At 65.0% G+C, this 21,140-nt stretch carries 19 protein-coding genes; 10 read left to right on the forward strand and 9 right to left on the reverse strand.

Annotation, left to right across the window (positions count from 1 at the left end; all coding sequences use genetic code 11):
- The first annotated feature begins 15 nt into the window (after positions 1-15).
- Genes mauB through napH form a run of 9 tightly spaced genes read left to right on the forward strand, consistent with a single transcriptional unit; the run spans position 16 to position 7,361 of the window.
- Positions 16-1,317, forward strand: a complete 1,302-nt coding sequence (mauB, locus tag JHW40_RS00705; protein WP_211657299.1) for a methylamine dehydrogenase (amicyanin) large subunit — start codon at positions 16-18, stop codon at positions 1,315-1,317.
- A 1-nt stretch (position 1,318) separates the two neighbouring features.
- Positions 1,319-1,879: a MauE/DoxX family redox-associated membrane protein gene (locus JHW40_RS00710; protein WP_090612471.1), complete on the forward strand. Its 561-nt coding sequence runs from the start codon at positions 1,319-1,321 to the stop codon at positions 1,877-1,879.
- 1 nt (position 1,880) lies between these two features.
- Positions 1,881-2,477, forward strand: a complete 597-nt coding sequence (mauD, locus tag JHW40_RS00715; protein WP_090612473.1) for a methylamine dehydrogenase accessory protein MauD — start codon at positions 1,881-1,883, stop codon at positions 2,475-2,477.
- Between the two features lie 42 nt (positions 2,478-2,519).
- Positions 2,520-3,086: a methylamine dehydrogenase (amicyanin) small subunit gene (gene mauA, locus JHW40_RS00720; RefSeq protein WP_090612474.1), complete on the forward strand. Its 567-nt coding sequence runs from the start codon at positions 2,520-2,522 to the stop codon at positions 3,084-3,086.
- A 57-nt stretch (positions 3,087-3,143) separates the two neighbouring features.
- Entirely contained in the window at positions 3,144-3,518 is a 375-nt protein-coding gene (locus tag JHW40_RS00725; protein ID WP_090612477.1) for an amicyanin, read from the forward strand.
- A 22-nt stretch (positions 3,519-3,540) separates the two neighbouring features.
- On the forward strand, positions 3,541-4,473 hold the full coding sequence (gene mauJ / locus JHW40_RS00730) for a methylamine utilization protein MauJ (protein ID WP_170851817.1): 933 nt from the start codon (positions 3,541-3,543) through the stop codon (positions 4,471-4,473).
- 4 nt (positions 4,474-4,477) lie between these two features.
- Complete coding sequence (locus JHW40_RS00735; protein WP_170851818.1) at positions 4,478-5,701, forward strand: cytochrome-c peroxidase; 1,224 nt, start codon at positions 4,478-4,480, stop codon at positions 5,699-5,701.
- Between the two features lie 29 nt (positions 5,702-5,730).
- Positions 5,731-6,393, forward strand: a complete 663-nt coding sequence (gene napG / locus JHW40_RS00740) for a ferredoxin-type protein NapG (RefSeq protein WP_090612479.1) — start codon at positions 5,731-5,733, stop codon at positions 6,391-6,393.
- The gene (napH, locus tag JHW40_RS00745; RefSeq protein ID WP_090612482.1) at positions 6,390-7,361 is read left to right on the forward strand and encodes a quinol dehydrogenase ferredoxin subunit NapH; all 972 of its coding nucleotides are present in this window, start codon (positions 6,390-6,392) and stop codon (positions 7,359-7,361) included. The genes napG and napH overlap by 4 nt, the downstream gene beginning before the upstream one ends.
- Here napH and JHW40_RS00750 read toward each other — a convergent pair.
- Positions 7,264-8,331, reverse strand: a complete 1,068-nt coding sequence (locus tag JHW40_RS00750; protein ID WP_090612485.1) for a GlxA family transcriptional regulator — start codon at positions 8,329-8,331, stop codon at positions 7,264-7,266. The genes napH and JHW40_RS00750 overlap by 98 nt on opposite strands.
- Before the next feature lie 147 nt (positions 8,332-8,478).
- Here JHW40_RS00750 and JHW40_RS00755 point away from each other — a divergent pair, with 147 nt between their 5' ends.
- Entirely contained in the window at positions 8,479-11,040 is a 2,562-nt protein-coding gene (locus JHW40_RS00755; RefSeq protein ID WP_090612487.1) for a GcvT family protein, read from the forward strand.
- Positions 11,041-11,097: 57 nt separating this feature from the next.
- Here the strand turns inward: JHW40_RS00755 and purU are convergent, their stop codons facing one another.
- The 8 genes from purU to JHW40_RS00795 form a co-directional block, all read right to left on the reverse strand.
- On the reverse strand, positions 11,098-11,961 hold the full coding sequence (gene purU / locus JHW40_RS00760) for a formyltetrahydrofolate deformylase (RefSeq protein WP_419182479.1): 864 nt from the start codon (positions 11,959-11,961) through the stop codon (positions 11,098-11,100).
- A 38-nt stretch (positions 11,962-11,999) separates the two neighbouring features.
- Positions 12,000-13,394 carry an L-serine ammonia-lyase gene (locus tag JHW40_RS00765; RefSeq protein ID WP_090612490.1) on the reverse strand — a complete coding sequence of 465 codons (1,395 nt, stop codon included), beginning with the start codon at positions 13,392-13,394 and terminating at the stop codon, positions 12,000-12,002.
- Positions 13,395-14,663 carry a serine hydroxymethyltransferase gene (gene glyA, locus JHW40_RS00770; protein ID WP_090612493.1) on the reverse strand — a complete coding sequence of 423 codons (1,269 nt, stop codon included), beginning with the start codon at positions 14,661-14,663 and terminating at the stop codon, positions 13,395-13,397.
- A gap of 21 nt (positions 14,664-14,684) precedes the next feature.
- Positions 14,685-15,242 carry a sarcosine oxidase subunit gamma family protein gene (gene soxG / locus JHW40_RS00775; protein ID WP_090612495.1) on the reverse strand — a complete coding sequence of 186 codons (558 nt, stop codon included), beginning with the start codon at positions 15,240-15,242 and terminating at the stop codon, positions 14,685-14,687.
- Between the two features lie 14 nt (positions 15,243-15,256).
- The gene (locus tag JHW40_RS00780) at positions 15,257-18,247 is read right to left on the reverse strand and encodes a sarcosine oxidase subunit alpha (protein ID WP_090612498.1); all 2,991 of its coding nucleotides are present in this window, start codon (positions 18,245-18,247) and stop codon (positions 15,257-15,259) included.
- Positions 18,244-18,564: a sarcosine oxidase subunit delta gene (locus tag JHW40_RS00785; RefSeq protein WP_090612501.1), complete on the reverse strand. Its 321-nt coding sequence runs from the start codon at positions 18,562-18,564 to the stop codon at positions 18,244-18,246. Before JHW40_RS00785 ends, JHW40_RS00780 begins: the two co-directional genes overlap by 4 nt.
- A 10-nt stretch (positions 18,565-18,574) precedes the next feature.
- On the reverse strand, positions 18,575-19,828 hold the full coding sequence (locus tag JHW40_RS00790; RefSeq protein ID WP_090612502.1) for a sarcosine oxidase subunit beta family protein: 1,254 nt from the start codon (positions 19,826-19,828) through the stop codon (positions 18,575-18,577).
- A gap of 113 nt (positions 19,829-19,941) precedes the next feature.
- Positions 19,942-20,988, reverse strand: a complete 1,047-nt coding sequence (locus tag JHW40_RS00795) for an AraC family transcriptional regulator (protein WP_272849015.1) — start codon at positions 20,986-20,988, stop codon at positions 19,942-19,944.
- Positions 20,989-21,140: the final 152 nt, after the last annotated feature.

A 21,140-nucleotide genomic window follows, 5' to 3' on the forward strand; every position in this document is an offset into this window, starting at 1 on the left:
CTCAGGGAGGAACTGATGGCCTATCCACCGAAACCGACCCCCAAATATCTGTTACTGCTGACGACCTGCCTGATCGGATCGGGCCTTGCACTTGGCCCGTCATGGGCCCAGACCGCCGAGGAACCGGCAGAGGAAAGCCAGCCCGCCGAAGCCGAGGCCGGGGAAGCCGCCCAGACGCCCGCCGAAGAGATGACCGAAGGCCAGCGCGCCGCCGCCGAGGCAGCCGAAAAGCTGGCCGCAGGCGAGGATGACGAGCCGGTGATCCTCGATGCGCCCGCACCCGATGCGCGCCGCGTCTATATCCAGGACCCGGCCCATTTCGCGGCGGTGACGCAGCAATATGTCGTTGACGGCTCGACCGGGCGGGTGCTGGGGATGACCGATGGCGGCTTCCTTCCGCATCCGGTGGCGGCCGAGGACGGTTCGTTCTTCGCGCAGGCCAGCACGGTCTTTGAACGCATCGCGCGCGGCAAGCGCACCGATTATGTCGAGGTGTTCGACCCGGTCACCTTCCAGCCCACCGCCGATATCGAGCTGCCCGAAGCCTCGCGTTTCCTTGTCGGCACCTATCAGTGGATGAACGCGCTGACCACGGACAACAAATACCTGTTGTTCTATCAGTTCTCGCCCGCGCCCGCCGTCGGTCTGGTCAATCTCGAGGCCGGGGAATTCGAGCGGATGGTGGATGTGCCCGACTGCTATCACATCTTCCCGGCCTCTCCGACGGTGTTCTACATGAACTGCCGCGATGGCAGCCTTGCCCGCGTCGATTTCGCCGATGGCGAGGCCGAGGTGACCAATACCGAGGTGTTCCATGCCGAAAACGAGCTGCTGATCAACCATCCGGCATTTTCGCTGCGTTCGGGCCGTCTGGTCTGGCCGACCTATACCGGCAAGATCTTCCAGATGGACCTGACGGAGGATCAGGCCAGCTTCCGCGAACCCTTCGAGGCGCTGACCGAGGAAGAGCGCGCTGACGACTGGCGCCCCGGCGGCTGGCAGCAGACCGCCTATCACCGCCAGTCGAACCGCATTTTCCTGCTGGTCGATCAGCGCGACGAATGGCGCCACAAGACCGCCAGCCGCTTTGTCGTGGTGATGAACGCCGAAACCGGCGAGCGGCTCGCGAAGCTGGAAATGGGCCACGAGATCGACTCGATCAATGTCAGCCAGGATGCCGAACCGCTGCTCTATGGGCTCTCGGCGGGGGACAAGACGCTGTATATCTATGACGCCGAAAGCGGCGAAGAGCTGCGCAGCGTCGATCAGCTGGGCCACGGCCCGCAGATCATCACCACCCATGACATGGATTCCTGACATGGAGGGGGTGTTTTACGAGCCGTTGCTGACATGGGGGCTGCGCGGCTTTCTGGCGCTGCTTTTCGCGACGGCGGCGATCTCGAAGCTGACCGCCATGGAGGAGTTTCATGGCGTGGTCCGCAACTTCCGGCTGCTGCCGGACGCGGCCAGCCGCGCGGTGGCGATGGTGCTGCCGGTGGTGGAACTGGCGGTGGCGGCGGGGTTGATGATCACCGCCCTTGCCGTGCCCGCCGCATGGGCCGGGGCCGGGTTGCTGGCGCTGTTCGGGGTGGCCATCGCCATCAACGTCATGCGCGGGCGCACGCAGATCGATTGCGGCTGTTTCCGCAACGGCCTGAAACAGCAGATCAGCTGGCTGATGGTGGGACGCAACCTTGTGCTGACCGGGCTGGCGCTGGCCATCGCGGGACTGCTGCCGGTCACTGGCGGCGGCGGCATCGCCGACCTGCTGGTCGGGCTGATCGCCGGGGCCGTCTTCATGCTGCTTTATTTCAGCGCCTCGATGCTGGGCGGGATCGCCGCCCGGCAGAACCAAACCCTGTCACCGAAAGGACGCTGACATGACGTTTCTGATTGCTTCCAATATCCTGCTGTGGGTCGCGTTCCTTGGCGTGTCGGTGGTGCTGCTGGGATTGATGCGCCAGATCGGGCTGCTGCATGAACGCTCGTCGCCGATGGGCGCCATGATCACCGATCACGGCCCCGATATCGGCGACGCCGCGCCCGAATTCGAGCTGCCGGACTATTTCGGGCGCAGCGTCCGGATCGGCGGCGCGTCCGAAGGGCGGCCCCTGCTGCTGATGTTCACCGCGCCGACCTGCCCGGTTTGCGACAAGCTGTTCCCGATCATCAAATCCATCGCCCGGGCCGAGAAGATCTCGGTCGTGATGGTCAGCGACGGCGCGCCCGAGGAACATGCCCGTTTCCTTGAAAACCACGAGCTGGGCCAGATCCGCTATGTCGTCTCGGCCGAGATCGGCATGGCCTTCCAGGTCGGCAAGATCCCTTACGGGGTGCTGCTTGACGCCGAAGGGGTGATCAAGGCCAAGGGCCTGACCAATACCCGCGAACATCTGGAAAGCCTGCTGGAGGCCGACAAGACCGGCTTTGCCTCGCTGCAGCAGTTCATCGCCGGGCGCAAGAAAAGCGCGGCCTGATCCGGCCGTTCAGTCTCAACCCCAAGCAGAGGGAGGAATACGATGCTGGGGAATTTCAGGTTCGACAATGTGGTCGAGAAACTGTCCCGCCGGGTCGCTGGCCGCACCAGCCGCCGTGGCGCGATCGGTCGGCTGGGTGCAATCATGGCAGGCGGGGCGCTGATACCGCTGTTGCCGGTGGACCGTCGGGGCCGGGTCAGCCGCGCCCATGCGGCCAGCCCCGCCGAGGGCACCGATCCGCGCGCCAAATGGCAGCCGCAGGACACCGATATCCAGTCCTGCGATTACTGGCGGCACTGTTCCATCGACGGCAATATCTGCGACTGCTCTGGCGGCTCGCTGACCAACTGCCCGCCGGGCACCAAGCTGGCAACGGCGTCATGGGTGGCCAGCTGCTATAACCCGACCGATGGCGAAAGCTATCTGATCGCCTATCGCGACTGCTGCGGCGCCAATATGCCGGGCCGCTGCCCCTGCCTGAACACCGAGGGCGAACTGCCCGTCTATCGCCCCGAATTCGCCAATGACATCATCTGGTGCTTCGGGGCCGAGGATGACGCGATGACCTATCACTGCACCATCTCGCCCATCATCGGCAAGGCAAGCTGACCACGACCGTCAGAGGCGGGTCCGCCGCCTCTGACACCCTGCCCCATGGAGAAAGAAATGACATTCCTGACGAAGGCGCGGACCCTGATGGCCGCAACCGCGATGGCCCTGACCGCTGCCACCGGCGCTTTTGCCGACAAGGTCGAGGTTCTCGACACCGCCCCCGAAGATGCGGTGGTCGTGAATATCGACCAGCTGAAATACGAGACGCCGGAAATCACCATCAAGGCCGGTGACGCCGTCACCTGGACCAATCAGGAGGTGATGCCCCACAACGTCCATTTCACCGCCGGGGTCGCCGCCGAGGCGGAATTGCGGGGCACGATGCTGAAAAAGGGCGAAAGCTGGTCGGCCCGTTTCAACGAACCCGGCACTTATGATTACCATTGCACGCCGCATCCCTTCATGCGCGGCAAGGTCATCGTGGAATAGACCCAAGGGAGGGCCTCGAGTCATGTGGATTCCCTATGACATCCGTTCGTCGCTGAAGGCCGAAACCGCGCCCGAGACCATCCGCCTGTCGCAGGCGGATGGCAGCAGCCGGGACTTCATCGTCGGGTTCTATTTGCGCAACCCGGTCAGCCAGTCGTGGGAGCTGGATGTGGTGGCCGATACCGAACCGCTGGACATCCCGGCAGGCCCCGGCGCGCCCGGCGCGCATATCTTCATCTATGGCAACGAAGCGGGCAAGCTGGGCGAGGTGATCTATCAGCTGCCCGCCACCTCGGCCGAAGAGGCATTGATGACCGCCCACAAGGATTTCCAGCCCCGGCTAATGCGCTATCTGGCCGAGATCGGTCGCGGCATGGCCATCGGCGGCTGGCGCATACAGGATATGTCGCATGGCGCGCGCTGGCGCTGCACGCCCTTCCGCCCCAGTGCGATGGAACTGGATTTCGAGGCCCTGCAACCGGTCGAGCGCGACCTTGCCCCCTTCGTCGAGCTGTTCCAGCGGGCGCGGAACGCCTTTGACGCCGCTAGCCGCCTGATGGCGGGCTTTGCGGTGCTGAAGGCGGCGCAGAACCGGCATCCCGCATTGGCGAACAGCGGCGCCGACTTGCTGCGGGTGACGCAGGAAATGCTGATCCATTCCGGCGCGCTGGCATGGCCGCAGCCCTTGCAGGACCTGACGCTGGATCAGTTGATCGACCTGATGCACCCCCACCATGACCGGCTGATCACGCCGGATCGGGTGCTGGCCCCGGTGCCGGACGATCTTCCGGCGCAGCGCAGTCTGGCGCAGCTGGCCAATCTGTCGGATCTCATCGCCCATCGGCTGATCCAGGCCGAGATCCGCGCCCGCAGCGACAGTCGCGCGGCGCTGGCCCATGCGCAGGCTACCGCGATGGAACGGCTGGGCACGCGCCGGGCCGGGGCAAGGGCCTGATGCGATGCGCAATTACCTGAACACCCTGCTGCTGATGTCCCCGGTGATCCTGACCACCACGGCGATCGCGGTCAGCGCGGCATCAGAGCGCAGCCAGCGCCACAGCGAAACCGGTGAGCTGACCGCGCTGGAGCAACTGGGCCAGCAGCTTTTCCACGAACCGCTTCTGTCGCGCAACGGCACCCAGTCCTGCGCAACATGCCACGACCCCAACCACGCCTTTACCGATCCGCGGGAAACGGCGGCGGGCCGGGCGGTGTCTCTGGGCGATGACGGGGAATCATGGGGCGATCGCAATACGCCGACCCTGTCCTATGCCTTTCTCAGCCCCGCCTTCCATCAGGATGACAAGGGCCGCTTCAAGGGCGGGCAGTTCTGGGACGGGCGCGCCGACGACCTGAAGGATCAGGCAGGCCAGCCGATGCTGAACCCGGCCGAGATGGGGATGCCCGACAAGGCCTCGGTCATCGGCCGGCTGCGCGACGAGGAACACTATCAAGCCGCGTTCGAGACCGTCTTTGGCGATGGCGCGCTGGATGACGTGGATGCCGCCTTCGATTACACGACCGAGGCGCTGGCCGCCTATCAAAGCACCGAGGAATTCGCGCCCTTCGATTCCAAATTCGACCGTTACCAGCGCGGAGAGGTCGAACTGACCCCGCAAGAGGAATTCGGGCACACGGTCTTCATCACATGGAATTGCCGCCTGTGCCATCAGTTGCGCAAGCAGGGCGTGACCCCGCGCGAAACCTTCACCAGCTTTGAATATCACAATATCGGCGTGCCCGCGAACCACGAGGTCCGGGCGCTGAACGGCATGGGGCCGGATCACGTCGATCAGGGCCTGCTGGACCGACCCGGCATCGACGACCCCGCGCAGGCCGGGCGGGTCAAGGTGCCGACGCTGCGCAATGTCGCCGTGACCGCCCCCTATATGCGCAACGGCATTTTCAAGGACCTGCGCACGGCGGTCATGTTCTATAATAAGTATCCCAGCCGTCGCCCGATCCATCAGATCAACCCCGAAACCGGTCAGGACTGGGGCCCGCCCGAGGTGGCCGAAAACCTGTCCATGCCGGAACTGCAATCGGGGCTGATGGTGAACGATGCGCGGGTCGATGCGCTGGTGGCGTTTCTGGAAACGCTGACCGACCGCCGATATGAACCCCTGCTGGAAGAACAGCGCCACGCGCGCCAGCAGCAACAGGAGACCGCGACGAGGGACTGAACCCGCAAACCCCAATGGGAAGGACGAACATGTCATCCAGCAAACGCAAGATGAATCGTCGCACGGCAATCACCGAGGTCGCGCGCAATGCCGGCGCGGTCTGTCTGGGCGGCTTTTCACTGGCCGCGCTGATCCACTCGACCGGACAGGCCGATGCCCGCGCCCTGCGTCCGCCCGGCGCCCGCCCCGAGGATGATTTCCTGTCGGCCTGCGTGCGCTGCGGGCTGTGCGTTCAGGCCTGCCCCTATGACACGCTGTCGCTGGCCGAATGGGGTCAGGAACCCGCCGTCGGCACGCCCTTTTTCACCCCGCGAGAGGTCCCCTGCTATATGTGCCGTGACGTGCCCTGCGCGCGGGCTTGCCCGACCGGGGCGCTGGACAGCGACATTGCCATCCGCGATGCGAATATGGGGGTGGCGGTGCTGGTCGGGCATGAGGATTGCCTGAACTACAAGGGCATGAATTGCAGCATCTGCGTTCGCGTCTGCCCGATCCGGGGCGACGCCATCACGCTGGAGCCGGGCGAGTATAACGGCCGCGCCATCATGATCCCGACCGTACATTCGCGCCATTGCACCGGCTGCGGCACCTGCGAGAAGCACTGCGTGACCGGCCATGCCTCGATCCGGGTGCTGCCGCGCGATCTGGGTCTGGGCGGATCGGGGCGCAACCGCGCGGGACGGCGGACATGAAACCGCTGGACTGGTGGATATCGGACAGCCGCAAGCTGGGCGTTCAGGCGCATGGCGTGCTGCGCGCGCATAAATGGTGGCTGCTGCGCCGTATGACGCAGGTGTCCCTGCTGGGGCTGTTCATGCTGGGTCCGATGGCGGGCATCTGGCTGGTGCGGGGCAATTTCGCCTCCAGCCAGATCGGCGGGACGGTGCCTTTGTCCGATCCCTATATCCTGTTGCAGGGCCTGTTCGGCGGCACCTCGCCCGCCATGCCGGTGGTGGTGGGGGCGATCATCATCGCGCTGGCCTATCTGATCGTCGGCGGGCGGGTCTATTGCGGCTGGGTCTGTCCGGTCAATGTCGTCACCGACGCCGCGCATTGGCTGCGCGAAAAGACCGGCCTGACCCGCGACCGCAAGCTGGACCGCCGCACGAGGCTGGGGATTCTGGCCGCGACGCTGCTGGCCTCGTTCATCACCGGCACCGTCGCATGGGAATTCGTCAACCCGGTCAGCCTGCTGCAACGCGCCTTCATCAGCGGCATCGGCTTTGGCTGGGCGATCATTCTGGCGGTGTTCCTGCTGGATCTGTTCGTCTCGCGCCGGGCATGGTGCAGCCATCTGTGCCCGGTGGGCGCATTCTATGGGCTGATCGGGCGCGGATCGCTGGTGCGGGTCGCGGCGGTCAAACGCGACGCCTGCACCGATTGCGGCGCCTGCTTCAACGTCTGCCCCGAGCCGCATGTGATCGTGCCCGGCCTGAAGGGCAAGGGCGGCCCGGTGATCCTGTCCGGCGATTGCCAGAATTGCGGCGGCTGCATCGACGCCTGCCCGGTCGATGTCTTTCGCATGACGACGCGCTTCGCGACGACGAGACCCGCCGGATCGCCTAGCCCATCGCGACCTCATCGGGAAACCCGCCCGGCACGACCCCTCCCCGCACCGCCTGCGGAGGGCAGCCATAGCGGCGGCGGAACATCCGGCTGAGATGCGATGAATCGCAAAAGCCGCATTCGACCGAGATCATCGACACTGACTTGTCGCTGTTTTCCAGCATATGCCGCGCCAGCGACAACCGCAGCCCCATGAACGCCGCCTGAGGCGAGGTGTCCAGCGCGGTCCTGAAATGCCGTTCCAGCTGGCGTTTACTGTTGCCCATGCGGCGCGCGATCTCGGCCACGGAAATGGGCATGTCGATATGCTGCTGCATGATCAGCAGGGCGCGCAGCACGATGGGATTGTCGGTGCTGAGGCTGAGCGGCAGGCCCGGCTGCGGCTTGTCGGCCTGGAGGGCCTGATCGATAATCATGATATGCAGGCTTTTGTTCGCCTGCGACCGGCCGATATGCTTTTCCACCAGATGCGCCGCCAGATGGGCGGAACTGGCGCCGCCCGAACAGGTCAGCCGGTCGCGATCGACGACGAAGATCTGGTTCGAGACCGGATTCAGCCCGTCGAACTGCTCAAGGAAATCGCGGTGATGGAACCAGCTGACGCAGCATTTATAGCCGTCCAGCAACCCCGCCCGGTGCAGCACGAAGGCGCCGGTGCAGACCCCGATCAGCGGCACCCCGGCATCGGACGCGCGGTGCAGATATTGCTTGTAGGCGTGGCTGACATTCTCCAGCCCGTCGGCCAGCCCGCCGATCACCGCGATATAGTCGAATTTCGCCGGGTCCCCCAGCCGCTCGTGCGGTTGCACCGATACTCCGCTGCTGGAGGTGACCGCATCCATCGTGTCCGACAGCACCGACCACCGGCACATGATCGGGCGCGAGCGGTCGCCCTCATCCGCCGCCAGCCGCAGCACATCCACGAAATTGGCAAACGCGCAAAGGGTGAATTTCCGCGTCAGGATGAACCCGACCGTCAGCTTGGGCCCCGATTCGCGTGGCCGCAGGGCGCCCGCCGCGACGGGAAAAGACCGGGCAACCGGCCGTGCCGACTGGTTCGTCATCCGCCACCCCCTGACTTTCGCATCTCTGTCGTAGCCTTAACGTATCTCTGCCGCAAATATTCTTCCCCATCCACCGCTTCTGTCGCAATACTTCCCTTCAATGGACCGAGGAAACGTGATCGCCGGTCAATCAACAGGAGGAATGATATGTCTGCGTTTCCGAACAGGGCGAGGGTGGTCATTGTCGGCCTTGGCGGCATCGTGGGTGCCTCGGTCGCCCATCATCTGGTCGCACGCGGCTGGGATGATATCGTCGGGATCGACAAGTCCGGCATCCCCACCGATATCGGCTCGACCGGGCATGCGTCGGATTTCTGCTATGCGACCAGCCATGATTTCCTGTCCACCTGGACCACGCTCTATTCCATCGATTTCTTCGAGAAGATGGGCCATTACGCCAAGGTCGGCGGGATCGAGGTCGCACGCGTGGGCGACGATGCCCGGATGAACGAGCTGAAGCGCAAGGTGGCCTCGGGCAAGGCCTTCGGCACCCGCGCCAGCATGATCTCGCCCGCCGAGGTCAAGGCGAAATTCCCGCTGATCGAAGAGGATCAGATCCAGGGCGCGATGTGGGACCCCGATGCCGGGCTGGTCGTGCCACGTTCGCAGACCGTTGCGGGCAAGCTGGTCGATCAGGCCGAGGCATCGGGCAAGCTGCGCGCCTTTGCCAACTGCCCGGCGACCGATCTGGTGATCGAGGATGGCCGGATCCGGGGCGTGGTCACCCCGCGCGGCACCATCATGGCCGATCTGGTCATCGTCTGCGCGGGCCTGTGGGGACGACTGATCGCGGAAATGGCGGGCGAGGACCTGCCGGTCTTTCCGGTCGATCACCCGCTGACCTTCTTCGGCCCCTATACCGAGTTCGAGGATACCGGCAAGGATATCGGCTTTCCGCTGCTGCGCGATCAGGGCAATTCGGCCTATATGCGCGACACGGGCGACCCGAAAACCACCGAAGGCGGGCAGATCGAATGGGGCTATTACTATGAAAGCGATCCGCGCCTGTGCCATCCCCGCGACATTCTGGAAAAGGATCAGGCCCGGCTGTCGCCTTCGCAGCGCGATCTGGAACTGGACGACGTGCTGTCGCCTCTGGAACGCGCGATCGAGCTGACTCCGATTCTGGGCGAACTGGGCTTCAACGAAAGCCATTCCTTCAACGGGCTGTTGCAGACGACCACCGATGGCGGGCCGTCCATCGGCGAAAGCCAGAAGGTGCGCGGGCTGTGGTATGCCGTCGCCATCTGGGTCAAGGATGCGCCGGGCATGGCCAAGCTGGTCGTGGACTGGATCACCGATGGCCGCACCGCCATCGACCATGCCAGCATCGATTATTCCCGCTTCAACCCCTTCGCGCTGGAAGAAAAATTCATCGAGGAACGCTGCATCGAGACGGCGGCCAAGATCTATAACCCGCCGGTCCATCCGCGCGAACCCTTTGGCGGTGGCCGTGGCATCCGCCGTTCGCCCTTTTACGAGCGCGAGGTCGAACTGGGCGGTCATTTCATGGAACTGGGCGGATGGGAACGCGCGCATGGCTATGCCGCGAACGAATATCTGCTGGAAAAATACGCCGACCGCGTGCCGCTGCGCGAACATGAATGGGACAACCGGCATTTCTGGCGCGTTTCCAATGCCGAGCATCTGGAGATGAGCGAGGATTGCGGCATCATCAACCTGTCGCATTTCCACATGACCGATATCGAAGGCCCCGATCACGTCGCGCTGCTGGAATGGCTGTGCGCGGCAAAGATCGGCGGGGACGGCAATATCGGCAAGGGCATCTATACCCATTTCCTTGACGACGAAGGCAATGTCCGCGCCGATTTCACCGTGATCCGCATGGCGGACCGCTGCCGTCTGGTCAATGGCGCCGATGCCGGGCCGCGCGATCTGAACTATATGCGCCGCGTGGCGCAGGATCGCGGGCTGGACGTGACCATCACCGATGTGACCGAGGATTTCACCACCATCGGCATCTGGGGCCCGAATGCGCGGGCCAAGCTGCAAAAGGTGGTCGAGGACCCCGCTGCGCTGGAAAAGGACGCCTTCCCCTTCGCCGCCATCCGCCCCATCCGCATCGCGGGCCGTGACGTCACCGCCTTCCGCATCTCTTATGTCGGGGAACAGGGGTGGGAGCTGCACATGGCCTATGCCGACGGGCTGGCCGTCTGGGACGCGCTGCGGTCCACCGGCGCCATCGCAGTTGGGGTCGAGACCTATGCGAACTCTCGCCGGCTGGAGAAAAGCCTGCGCCTTCAGAACGCCGATCTGCGCACGGAGTACAACCTCTATGAGGCCGATCTGGCGCGCCCCAAGGTCAAGGAGGCCGATTTCCGCGGCAAGGCGAAGCATCTGGAATATCGCGCCCGCGACCACCAGCCCGCGATGCTGTGCACGCTGGTGATGACCGACAATCTGGACAGCAGCGGCATGGCGCGTTTTCCGGTCGGCATCCTGCCGGTGATCGACCCGGAAACCGGCGAAGTGCTGGTCGATGAACTGGGGCGGCGGTCCTGGACCAGCTCGATCGTCTATGGCCCGACCATCGGTCGCAATATCGCGCTGGCCTATCTGCCCTGGTCGCATTGTCAGGATGGCCGCAAGCTGGTGGTCGAATATATGGGCGAGACCTTCCCGGTCGAGGTCGCGGCGGTGGGTTACAAACCGCTTTACGACCCGGAAAACCTGAAGCCGCGCAGCTGATCCTCATGGCAGACGAATGGCGGGACCGGGGCATTTCCCCGGTCCCGCCTTTTCATGTCAGCCCATCCTTTCGGACGCGTATTCGCCGGGCGAGGCGGGAAAGACCACCGTCTTGCTGCCGTTGAGGAACACACGCCGGTGGATATGGGCATGGATCGCGCGGGCCAGCACCTGTGCCTCGACATCGCGGCCAAGACTGACGTAATCCGCCGCGCTTTGCGCATGGGTGACGCGGATCGTGTCCTGCTCGATGATCGGGCCCTCGTCCAGATCGGCGGTGACGTAATGGGCCGTCGCACCGATCAGGCGCACGCCCTTCTCGTAAGCCTGCTTATAGGGGTTCGCGCCCTTGAAACTGGGCAGGAAGGAATGGTGGATATTGATGATCCGCCCCGACATCTCGCGGCACATCTGATCCGACAGCACCTGCATGTAGCGCGCCAGCACGACCAGTTCCGCCCCGGTGTCGCGCACCACCTGCATGATCGCGGCCTCGGCCTCGGGCTTGGTTTCGGGCGTCACGCGGATGAAATGGAACGGGATATCCGCGTTCACCACCTGCTTCTGGTAATCGGTATGGTTCGAGATCACAGCCATGATCTGCACCGGCAGCGCGCCGATGCGCGACCGATACAACAGATCGTTCAGGCAATGGCCGAAACGCGACACCATGATGACCACCTTCGCCTTTTGCGACAGGTCGCGGAACTGATAGTCCATGCGAAAATCGGCGGCCAGCGGGGCGAAACCGTCGGCCAGCGCCTCAAGCCCCTGTTCGGGCAGAAAGCTGAGCCGCATGAAGAACCGCCCGCTTTGCTGATCGGTGAATTGAGAGCTGTCCTGAATGTCGCAGCCCGCCTGCGACAGATAGCCCGACACGGCCGCCACGATCCCGCCGCGCGTCGGACAGGACACCGTCATTACATGGTTGGTCAATTCCCGCTCTCCTCCGACAATCGTCAGCATTCGGGCAGGTTGACGGCGATGCCACCCTGCGAGGTTTCCTTGTATTTCACATCCATGTCGCGGCCCGTGTCGCGCATCACCCGGATGCAGTTGTCCAGCGGCATGAAATGCGTTCCGTCGCCGCGCAGCGCCAGACTGGCCGCCGACACCGCCTTGATTGCGCCAAGCGCGTTGCGTTCAATGCAGGGCACCTGCACCAGCCCGGCAGCCGGATCGCAGGTCATGCCCAGATGATGTTCCAGCGCGATCTCGGCGGCGTTCTCGATCTGCTCATTGGTGCCGCCCAGAACCGCGCACAGCCCCGCCGCCGCCATCGCGCTGGCGGAACCGACCTCTCCCTGACAGCCGACCTCGGCGCCCGAGATCGAGGCATTGTGCTTGATGATCCCGCCGATGGCCGAGGCCACCAGCAGCAGATCGCGCACCCCGTCCGGGCGGGCGCCGACGCAATGATCCAGATAATAGCGCGCCACCGCAGGCACCACGCCCGCCGCGCCATTGGTGGGCGAGGTGACGACACAGCCCCCCGCCGCGTTTTCCTCGTTCACGGCCATGGCATAGACGCTCATCCAGTCATTGGCCTGATGCGGCTGGTTCAGGTTGCGGCCACGTTCGGCCTGCAACTGATCGTGGATATGCCGCGCCCGCCGGCGCACATTCAGCCCGCCGGGCAGGATGCCGTCCTGCGTCAAGCCGCGCTGGATGCAGTCGGTCATCACCTGCCAGATCCGGTCCAGCCGCTGATCCAGCGAGGCGCCATAGACCGCCTGTTCGTTGGCGCGTTTCATCTGGGCGATGGTCCTGCCCGATTCCCGGCCCATCCGCAGCATGTCCGCCGCCGTGCGAAACGGATAGGGCACCGCCACCGCAGCCGCCTGCCCGCCATTGCCCGCTCCAGCCAGTTCGGCCTCGGTGACGACGAAGCCGCCGCCGACCGAGTAATAGGTCTGACGATGCCAGACATTTCCCGCCCGGTCATAGGCCGACAGGATCAGCCCGTTGGCATGACCCGGCAAGGGCGGGCCGTAATCAAAGACCAGATCCTTGTCGGGATCGAAATGCAGCGGCACCAACCCCTCGGGGCGCACCAAGCCGGTTTCGCGCACCCCGGCCTCGATCTCTTCGGCGCGATCGGGGTCCAGCGTGTCGGGCATCAGCCCGCACAGACCCAGAATGACCGCGCGATCCGTCGCATGGCCCTTGCCGGTGAAGGCAAGCGATCCATGCAGACTGGCCCCCAGCCCGTGCAATTCGCCCGCGCCGGGGATTTTCTCGACCCCGCCGCGCAGATCGTCAAGGAAACGCGCGGCGGCGACCATCGGCCCCATCGTATGCGACGATGAAGGGCCGATGCCGATCTTGAAGATATCGAAGACGGACAGGAACATCTATGCGCCGTAGATCGGGAAGGCGTCGCACAGCACCTTCACTTCGGCCCGCACTGCGGCCTCGACGGCCTCGTCGCCTTCGGGCACTTGCGCCAGCGCGTCGATCACCCGCAGGATCAGGGTGCCGATCTGTTCGAACTCGGCCTCGCGGAAGCCGCGCGTGGTCCCGGCGGAACTGCCCAGACGGATGCCCGAGGTGACGAAGGGCTTTTCGGGATCGTTCGGGATGGCGTTCTTGTTGCAGGTCAGGCCGGCGCGTTCCAATGCGATCTCGGCCACCTTGCCGGTCACGCCCTTGGGCCGCAAATCGACCAGCACCATATGGCAATCGGTCCCGCCCGAAACGATGCCCAGTCCCCCTGCGGTCAGCACGCGGGCCAGCGCCTGCGCATTGGCGATCACCTGCCGGGCGTAATCGGCGAATTCGTCCTGCAACGCCTCGCCGAAGGCCACGGCCTTGGCGGCGATCACATGCATCAGCGGGCCGCCCTGATTGCCGGGGAACACGGCGCTGTTGATCTTCCGGGCAATGGCTTCGTCATTGGTCAGGATGACGCCGCCGCGCGGGCCGCGCAGGGTCTTGTGCGTGGTCGAGGTGGTCACATGCGCATGCGGCACCGGGTTGGGGTATTTCCGGCCCGCGATCAGCCCGGCGTAATGGGCCATATCGACCATCAGATACGCGCCGACCTCATCCGCGATCCTGCGGAAGCCCGCAAAATCGATCTGGCGCGGATAGGCCGAGGCCCCGGCGACGATCAGCTTCGGCCTGGTCTCCAGCGCCAGCGCGCGGACCTTGTCCATGTCGATCAGATGGGTATCGGGATCGACCTCATAGGACACCACGTCGAACCATTTGCCCGACATCGTGACCGGCGATCCGTGGGTCAGGTGGCCGCCATGAGCCAGCGACATGCCCATGATCCGGTCGCCCGGTTGCAGCAGCGCCAGAAACACCGCCTGATTGGCCTGCGCGCCGGAATGGGGCTGCACATTGGCATATTCCGCGCCGAACAGCTGCTTCAGCCGGTCGATGGCGACGGCCTCGACCTTATCGACGAATTCGCAGCCGCCATAGTAACGCTTGCCCGGATAACCTTCCGCATATTTGTTGGTCAGAACCGAGCCCTGCGCCGCCAGAACGCTGGCCGAGACGATGTTTTCCGATGCGATCAGTTCGATCTGGTTCTTCTGGCGGTCCAGTTCCTCGGCCACGGCCGAGGCGATCACCGCATCCGAGATGGTCGTCTTGGGAAGATGGTCAAACATTGTGGTCATCCTTTCAAAAGATCAGGCCGGCTCGGCCGCAAGCTCTCTGGCGCCGGTGTCCAGAAGATGGCCCAGATGGTCGGCAAAGCTGTTCCAGATATCCATGCGAAAGCGGTCATCCGCATCGCGCCACAACACGACCGTCGCACCATCGAACAACGTGCGGCGGCCTTCGCCCACGCCGATGCTGTCGATGTCGCGCGGACAGCCAAGGGTCAGCAGTTCCGCCGCCCGGGGGCCTTCGATCAGGACCGTCACCTCGCGCCCGGAAATATCGACAAGGCTGTGCGGGTGATCGGCCTGAATGCCCTCGCAGGCGGCGATCAGCCCGGCAACCTGCGATGCGGGGGCCAGAATGACCCATTCGTCGGGTCCAAGGGCCAGCACCTCTATGCCGCCCGCCGCCGCGCGCTGCCCGATGCTGGTGGGCAGGCTGACGCCAAGCGCCGCGCCCACCGCCGCCAGATCGGCGCTGCGCGCGCGCAGCGACAGCCGCCCCTGCGCGGCTTCGATGCTGACAGTCGCGGCCCCGGTCCGGACCAGAATGCCGGGGGTCAGAGAAGAAATCCGTGCGCTCATCCGTGCCTCCGGGTTCAGATTTTCAGGCGGGAGTTTTCGGGATCGACAAAGACCGTCCCGGTGATTTTCGCGCTAATGGTGCGATCAGGCATCGGGATATGGACGGTCTCGCCCATCCGGTCCTGCCCGCCCGCGACCAGCGCCAGCGCGATCGGCTGTCCCGCCGCGTCCGAGTGATAGGACGAGGTCACATGTCCCACCATGGTCATCGGCACCGGTTGGCTGGGGTCAAAGACGATCTGCGCGCCTTCCTCCAGCTTCGACCCGTCCTCGGTCAGCAGCCCGACCAGTTGCTTGCGGCCCTTTGCCACCAGATCGGGACGGGCAAGGCCGCGCATGCCGACGAAATCGGGTTTGTTCTTGCCCACGGCCCATGCCATCCCCGCGTCATGGGGCGTCACCGTGCCGTCGGTATCCTGCCCGACGATGATATAGCCCTTTTCGGCGCGCAGGACGTGCATGGTTTCAGTGCCATAGGCCACGATGCCATATTGCTGGCCTGCGTCCCACAGAACCTTCCACAGCGCGGCGCCCATGGGGGCGGGCACGTTGACCTCGAAGCCGATCTCTCCGGTAAAGCTGACCCGGAACAGCCGTGCGGGGATACCTGCGACGGTGCATTCCACGCAGGACATATGCGGGAAGGCGTCCTCGGTCAGTTCCACCCCTTCGACGAAGGGCGCCAGCAGTTTCGCGGCATTGGGACCATTCAGCGCGATGGTGGACCATTGTTCGGTGGTCGAGGTCAGCCAGACCTTCAGGTCGGGCCATTCGGTCTGAAGGTAATCCTCCATCATGTTCAGCACCCGCGCCGCGCCGCCGGTGGTGGTGGTGACGTGGAAACGATCCTGCGACATGCGCCCGATCACGCCATCGTCGCGGATATAGCCGTCATCGCCCAACAGCAGGCCATAGCGGCAGCGGCCCGGCGCCAGCTTGGTCCAGGGGTTGGTGTACATGCGGTTCATGAACTCGACCGCATCCGGCCCCACGACTTCGATCTTGCCAAGGGTCGAGGCGTCGAAGATGCCGACGCTTTTGCGCACCTCTCGGCATTCGCGGCTGACGGCGGCATCCATATCCTCGCCCGCCTGCGGGAAATACCACGCCCGGCGCCACTGGCCGACAGGCTCGAACACCGCGCCGTTTTCCTCGGCCCGTGCGTCGATCTGCGTCTTGCGCGTCACCTCGAAATGCCCGCCCCGGTGATAGCCCGCGAAGGCCCCGAATGTGGTCGGCGTATAGGGCGGGCGGAAGGTGGTCAGCCCGACCTGCGGCGCGGGCTTGCCAAGCGCGTCGGCGGCGATGTTCAGCCCGTTGATGTTCGACATCTTGCCCTGATCGGTCGCCATGCCATTGGTGGTGTAACGCTTGACATGTTCAATGGAGCGCATCCCCTCGCGCACGGCCAGCCGCAGATCCTTGGCGGTCACGTCGTTCTGGAAATCGACGAAGGCCTTGGCGCGGCCCGGGTTGCGGTCGGTCGGCAGTTCCTTGTGCGACACGCCCGCGCCGGGCCGGTCGTGATCGACCGCGATTTCGGCGGCATGGCCGGTCTTGCCAAGGGCGGCGGCGACCTCTCGCCCACGCTCGGCCCCGTCCTTCAGCGCCGCGGCAATCCCCCACAGCCCACGCCCGGCCCCCGCGATCACGCAATCCTCGCGGGTCTGCGCGGCAAGGAAAGTGGTGCGGTCTTCATCCCATGCCAGCTTGCCCTGCGTGTGCGAGAACAGATGCAGCGAAGGCGTCCAGCCCCCCGACATCAGCACCGCGTCGCATTTGATATCCGCGCCAGCGCCGACCGTCCCGCCATTCACCGGGTTCACCCGGATCGAGCTGACCCGCAGCCGCCCCGATGTCGCCGTCACCGTATGCGACAGCCTGACCGGGATACCCAGTGCGCGGGCCTCGTTCACCAGATCCTCGCGGACGGTGGCGCGGGTATCGACGATGGCCTGAACACGCGCGCCTGCGCCGTACAGATCGAAGGCGGCATACCATGCGCTGTCATGGCTGGTCACCACCACCGGCACATTGCCGGCCTTGACGCCATAGCGGTTCAGCCAGGTCTGCGCCGCGCCGGCCAGCATGACGCCCGGACGGTCATTGCCGTGAAACACCAGCGGCTTTTCCAGCGCGCCCTGCGCCAGCACCACCTGCCGCGCCCTGACCCGCCACATCCGTTCGCGCGGCGTGTCTGCGGGCAGGGTCTCAAGGTGATCGGTCACCCGCTGGCACAGCCCGATCATGTTCTGGTGGTAATAGCCGATGGCGGTGGTGCGGGCCATGAACCGCACGCCCAGATCCTTCAGCGCCGCCAGTTCCGCCGCCAGCCAATCCCATGCCGCCTGCCCGTCGATCTGCGCCTGCGGTTCCGACAGCAACGTGCCGCCGGGCTCAGAGCCCTCATCCACAACGACAACGCGCAGCCCATCGACCGCCGCCGCGCGGGCCGCCGCCAGACCGGCAGGACCGGCGCCGACGATCAGCACATCGCAATGCAGATAGCGCGAGGCATAGTGATCCGGGTCTTCCTCGGTCGGCGCCACGCCCAGACCGGCGGCGGCGCGGATGAACGGCTCATAAACCTTGTGCCAGAAACTTTTCGGCCACATGAAGGTCTTGTAATAGAACCCCGCCGAAAACAGCATATAGGCAGCGTCGTTGACCGCGCCCACGTCGAATTTCAGGCTGGGATATTTGTTCTGCGAGGTGGTTTCCAGCCCGTTCCAGATCTCTTGCACGGTGGCGCGGGTGTTCGGCTCGAACCGGCCGGGGCCGCGGCGGGTGCCGATCAGCGCATTGGGTTCCTCGGACCCCGCCGCGATGGGTCCGCGCGGGCGGTGATATTTGAACGACCGGCCCATCAGATGCACACCGTTGGCCAGCAGCGCCGAGGCCACCGTATCCCCCTGCACGCCGCGATAGGTCTTGCCGTCGAAGGTGAAGCTGACCGGGCGGGTGCTGTCCACCCTGCCCTTGCCGGGAACGCGATACTGGCTCATTTGCGCACCTCCGCGCCATCGGTTGCAGCGGTCAGCGCGGCCAGATCGGCGCGCGGCTGTCCCGCCGGATAGGTGGTCAGAAAACGGTCGCTGACCGTGTCGCGCACCGCGTTGAAGAACCGCCCACAGCCATGCAGATGCCGCCAGCGTTCGTAATGCGGGCCGCGCACATTGCTGCGGATGAACAGGAACCCTTCCCATTCATCATCGCCAAGCGCCGAAGGGTCGGTCGCGCGGGCGATATGGGCCTCGCCTGCATAGGTGAATTCGGCCTCGGGCAGGGTCTCGTTGCAATAGGGGCAATGGATCAGAAGCATGGGTCTATCCTCAATGCGCGACGGCAGCGGCGGCGGCTTCGTCGATCAGCCGCCCGGTGCGGAAGCGTTCCAGCGTGAAGGGCGCGTTGATCGGGTGCGGCTCATTCTTGGCGATGGTCCAGGCAAAGGTATGCGCGGCCCCCGGCGTGGCCTTGAACCCGCCCGTGCCCCAGCCGCAATTGACGTAAAGCCCCTCGACCGGCGTCTTGCCCAGAATGGCGGAACGGTCGGGCGTCACATCCACGATGCCGCCCCATTTGCGCAGCATCCGCATCCGGTTGAAGATCGGAAAGACCTCGACGATGGCTGCAACGGTGTGTTCGATCAGCGGCAGCCCGCCGCGCTGGCTGTAGCTGGTATATTGGTCGGTGCCCGAGCCGATCACCAACTCTCCCTTGTCGGACTGGCTGATATAGGCGTGAACGGCGTTCGACATCACCACGCAAGGGAAACAGGGCTTCACCGGCTCGCTGACCAGCGCCTGCAACGGATAGCTTTCCAGCGGCAGCCGCACATCGGCGGTCTGCATCACGACCGAGGTGTGACCGGCCGCCGAAACCGCGACCTTCCTCGCGCGGATGAAGCCCTTGGCCGTCTCGACCCCCGCGACCGAGCCATCGGGATTGCGCCGGATCGCGGTCACCGGGCAGTTCTGGATGATATCGACGCCGCGCATCGCCGCGCCCCGGGCATAGCCCCATGCAACCGCATCATGCCGCGCCGTGCCCGCGCGTTCCTGCAACGCGCCGCCCATCACCGGGTAACGCGCATCGGGCGCGATGTTCAGCGGCGGGCAGTATTCCTTGCATTCCTGCGTCGTCAGCCAGCGGTTATCGACGCCGTTCAGCCGGTTGGAATGGATGTGCCGCTTGAAGCTTTGCACGTCATGGACGTTATGGGCCAGCATCAGCACGCCGCGCCGCGAATACATGACGTTATAGTTCAGCTCCTGGCTCAGCCCCTCCCACAGATCGACCGCATGGTCGAACAGCCGCGCGCTTTCGTCATAGAGATAGTTCGAGCGGATGATGGTGGTATTGCGCCCCGTGTTACCGCCGCCCAGCCAGCCCTTGTCGATCACAGCGACATTGGTGATGCCGTGCTGCTTGGCCAGATAATAGGCCGCGCCCAGCCCGTGCCCGCCCGCGCCGACGATCACCACGTCATATTCGGCCTTGGGCTGACTGTCCGGCCATTGCTCGGTCCAGTGCTTGTGCCCGGTCAGGGCGTTCTTCAAAAGTGAAAATGCGCTGAAGCGTGTCATGTGCGGTTCGCCCGTTGAGTATCCCGGCCTCAACCTAGCGCCCTGACCCTGCGTTATCAGAGGATGTTTGCGTCACTCAAGCGTAACAATGCGCCGGTCGGGTGGAATCCCGATCAGCCGCCGTCGCGCGCCATCGGCCAGTCAGCGGTGTCCTGACGCCGGAACTCTGCCGGGCTTTGGCCGGTCCAGCGCCGGAACGCGCGGCTGAAGCTGGATTCGTTGCGGTATCCGGCCAGATGCGCCACCCGCTTGATCGGCAATTCCCTGCGGCGCAGCAGCTCGGCGGCGCGCAGCCTGCGCGTCCGCGCCTTGAGCTCCAGAAGCGAGGTCCCCTCTTCCATCAGCCCCCGCTGAAGGCTGCGGACCGAGATTCCCAGCTGCCCGGCAATTGCCCCCGCGTCGGGTTCGGCGGCACTGGCGGCGCGGATCAGCAACCCCTCGACCTGCCGCGACAGGGGCCGGTCCTGCCGGTAGATTCGCGCCATCAGATGGATCGGGTTCTGCAACATCTGCCGCAGCGCCTCGTCGTCGCGCAGGATGGGCAGGCGCAGCCACGCCGCGTCGAAAACGATCCCGGCCTGCGGGGCGTCAAAGCCGATCCGCCCCGGAAACATCCGCCTGAACGCTTCGGCATAGGGCGGGGCGGCAAAGGGGAACTGCACCTCGGTCAGCAGGATGCGGTCGTCGGTCAGCCAGCAGGCGATGCCGTGCAGATTGCGCAGCAGGCTGACAAGGCAGAACGGCCGCAGATCGCCCAGATCAGCGGTTTCGTGAACCGAGATGATGGCGTGTCCGTCCAGCGTCCGCGGGGTCAGGGCGATATCGCCGGTCAGCAGGTTGTGATGGCGGCACCAGCGGCGCAGCGCCACCCCCAGCGTGGGCGAGGACAGCGAGGCCCGCAGGATCATCCCATAGCTGCCCCAGGGCAAAGGCCGCGAGAACCAGCCCAGCCCCTCGTCGTCCAGTTCCCGCATGGCGCGGGCGGCCAGTTCCTCGAACGGGCCGATGGCGACATGGCCGACGGGGTCGCGCAGATCGACCCCCCTTATCCCGGCGGCTTGCAGGGCCGGGGCCGGATCGACGCCGCGCTTTTCATAGGCCCGCAGGATCGCCTGCACGAAAGCAACCGGCGTTTCGCCGCGTGTCAGGCTTTTGCGCATCGGCGGGTCCATCATGGCGCATTCTGCACAGAAACTGGCGTCGATTGCAATCGCGCGCGCGTTACAATGGCGCCACAATCGGCAGGGAACAGCGCCGCCCAGCGGCCCCTGCCCTGTGCCGGATACCACAGATTCCGCGCGGTCGATGTGCC

The organism is Paracoccus alcaliphilus (assembly GCF_028553725.1).
Classification (GTDB): Bacteria; Pseudomonadota; Alphaproteobacteria; order Rhodobacterales; family Rhodobacteraceae; genus Paracoccus; species Paracoccus alcaliphilus.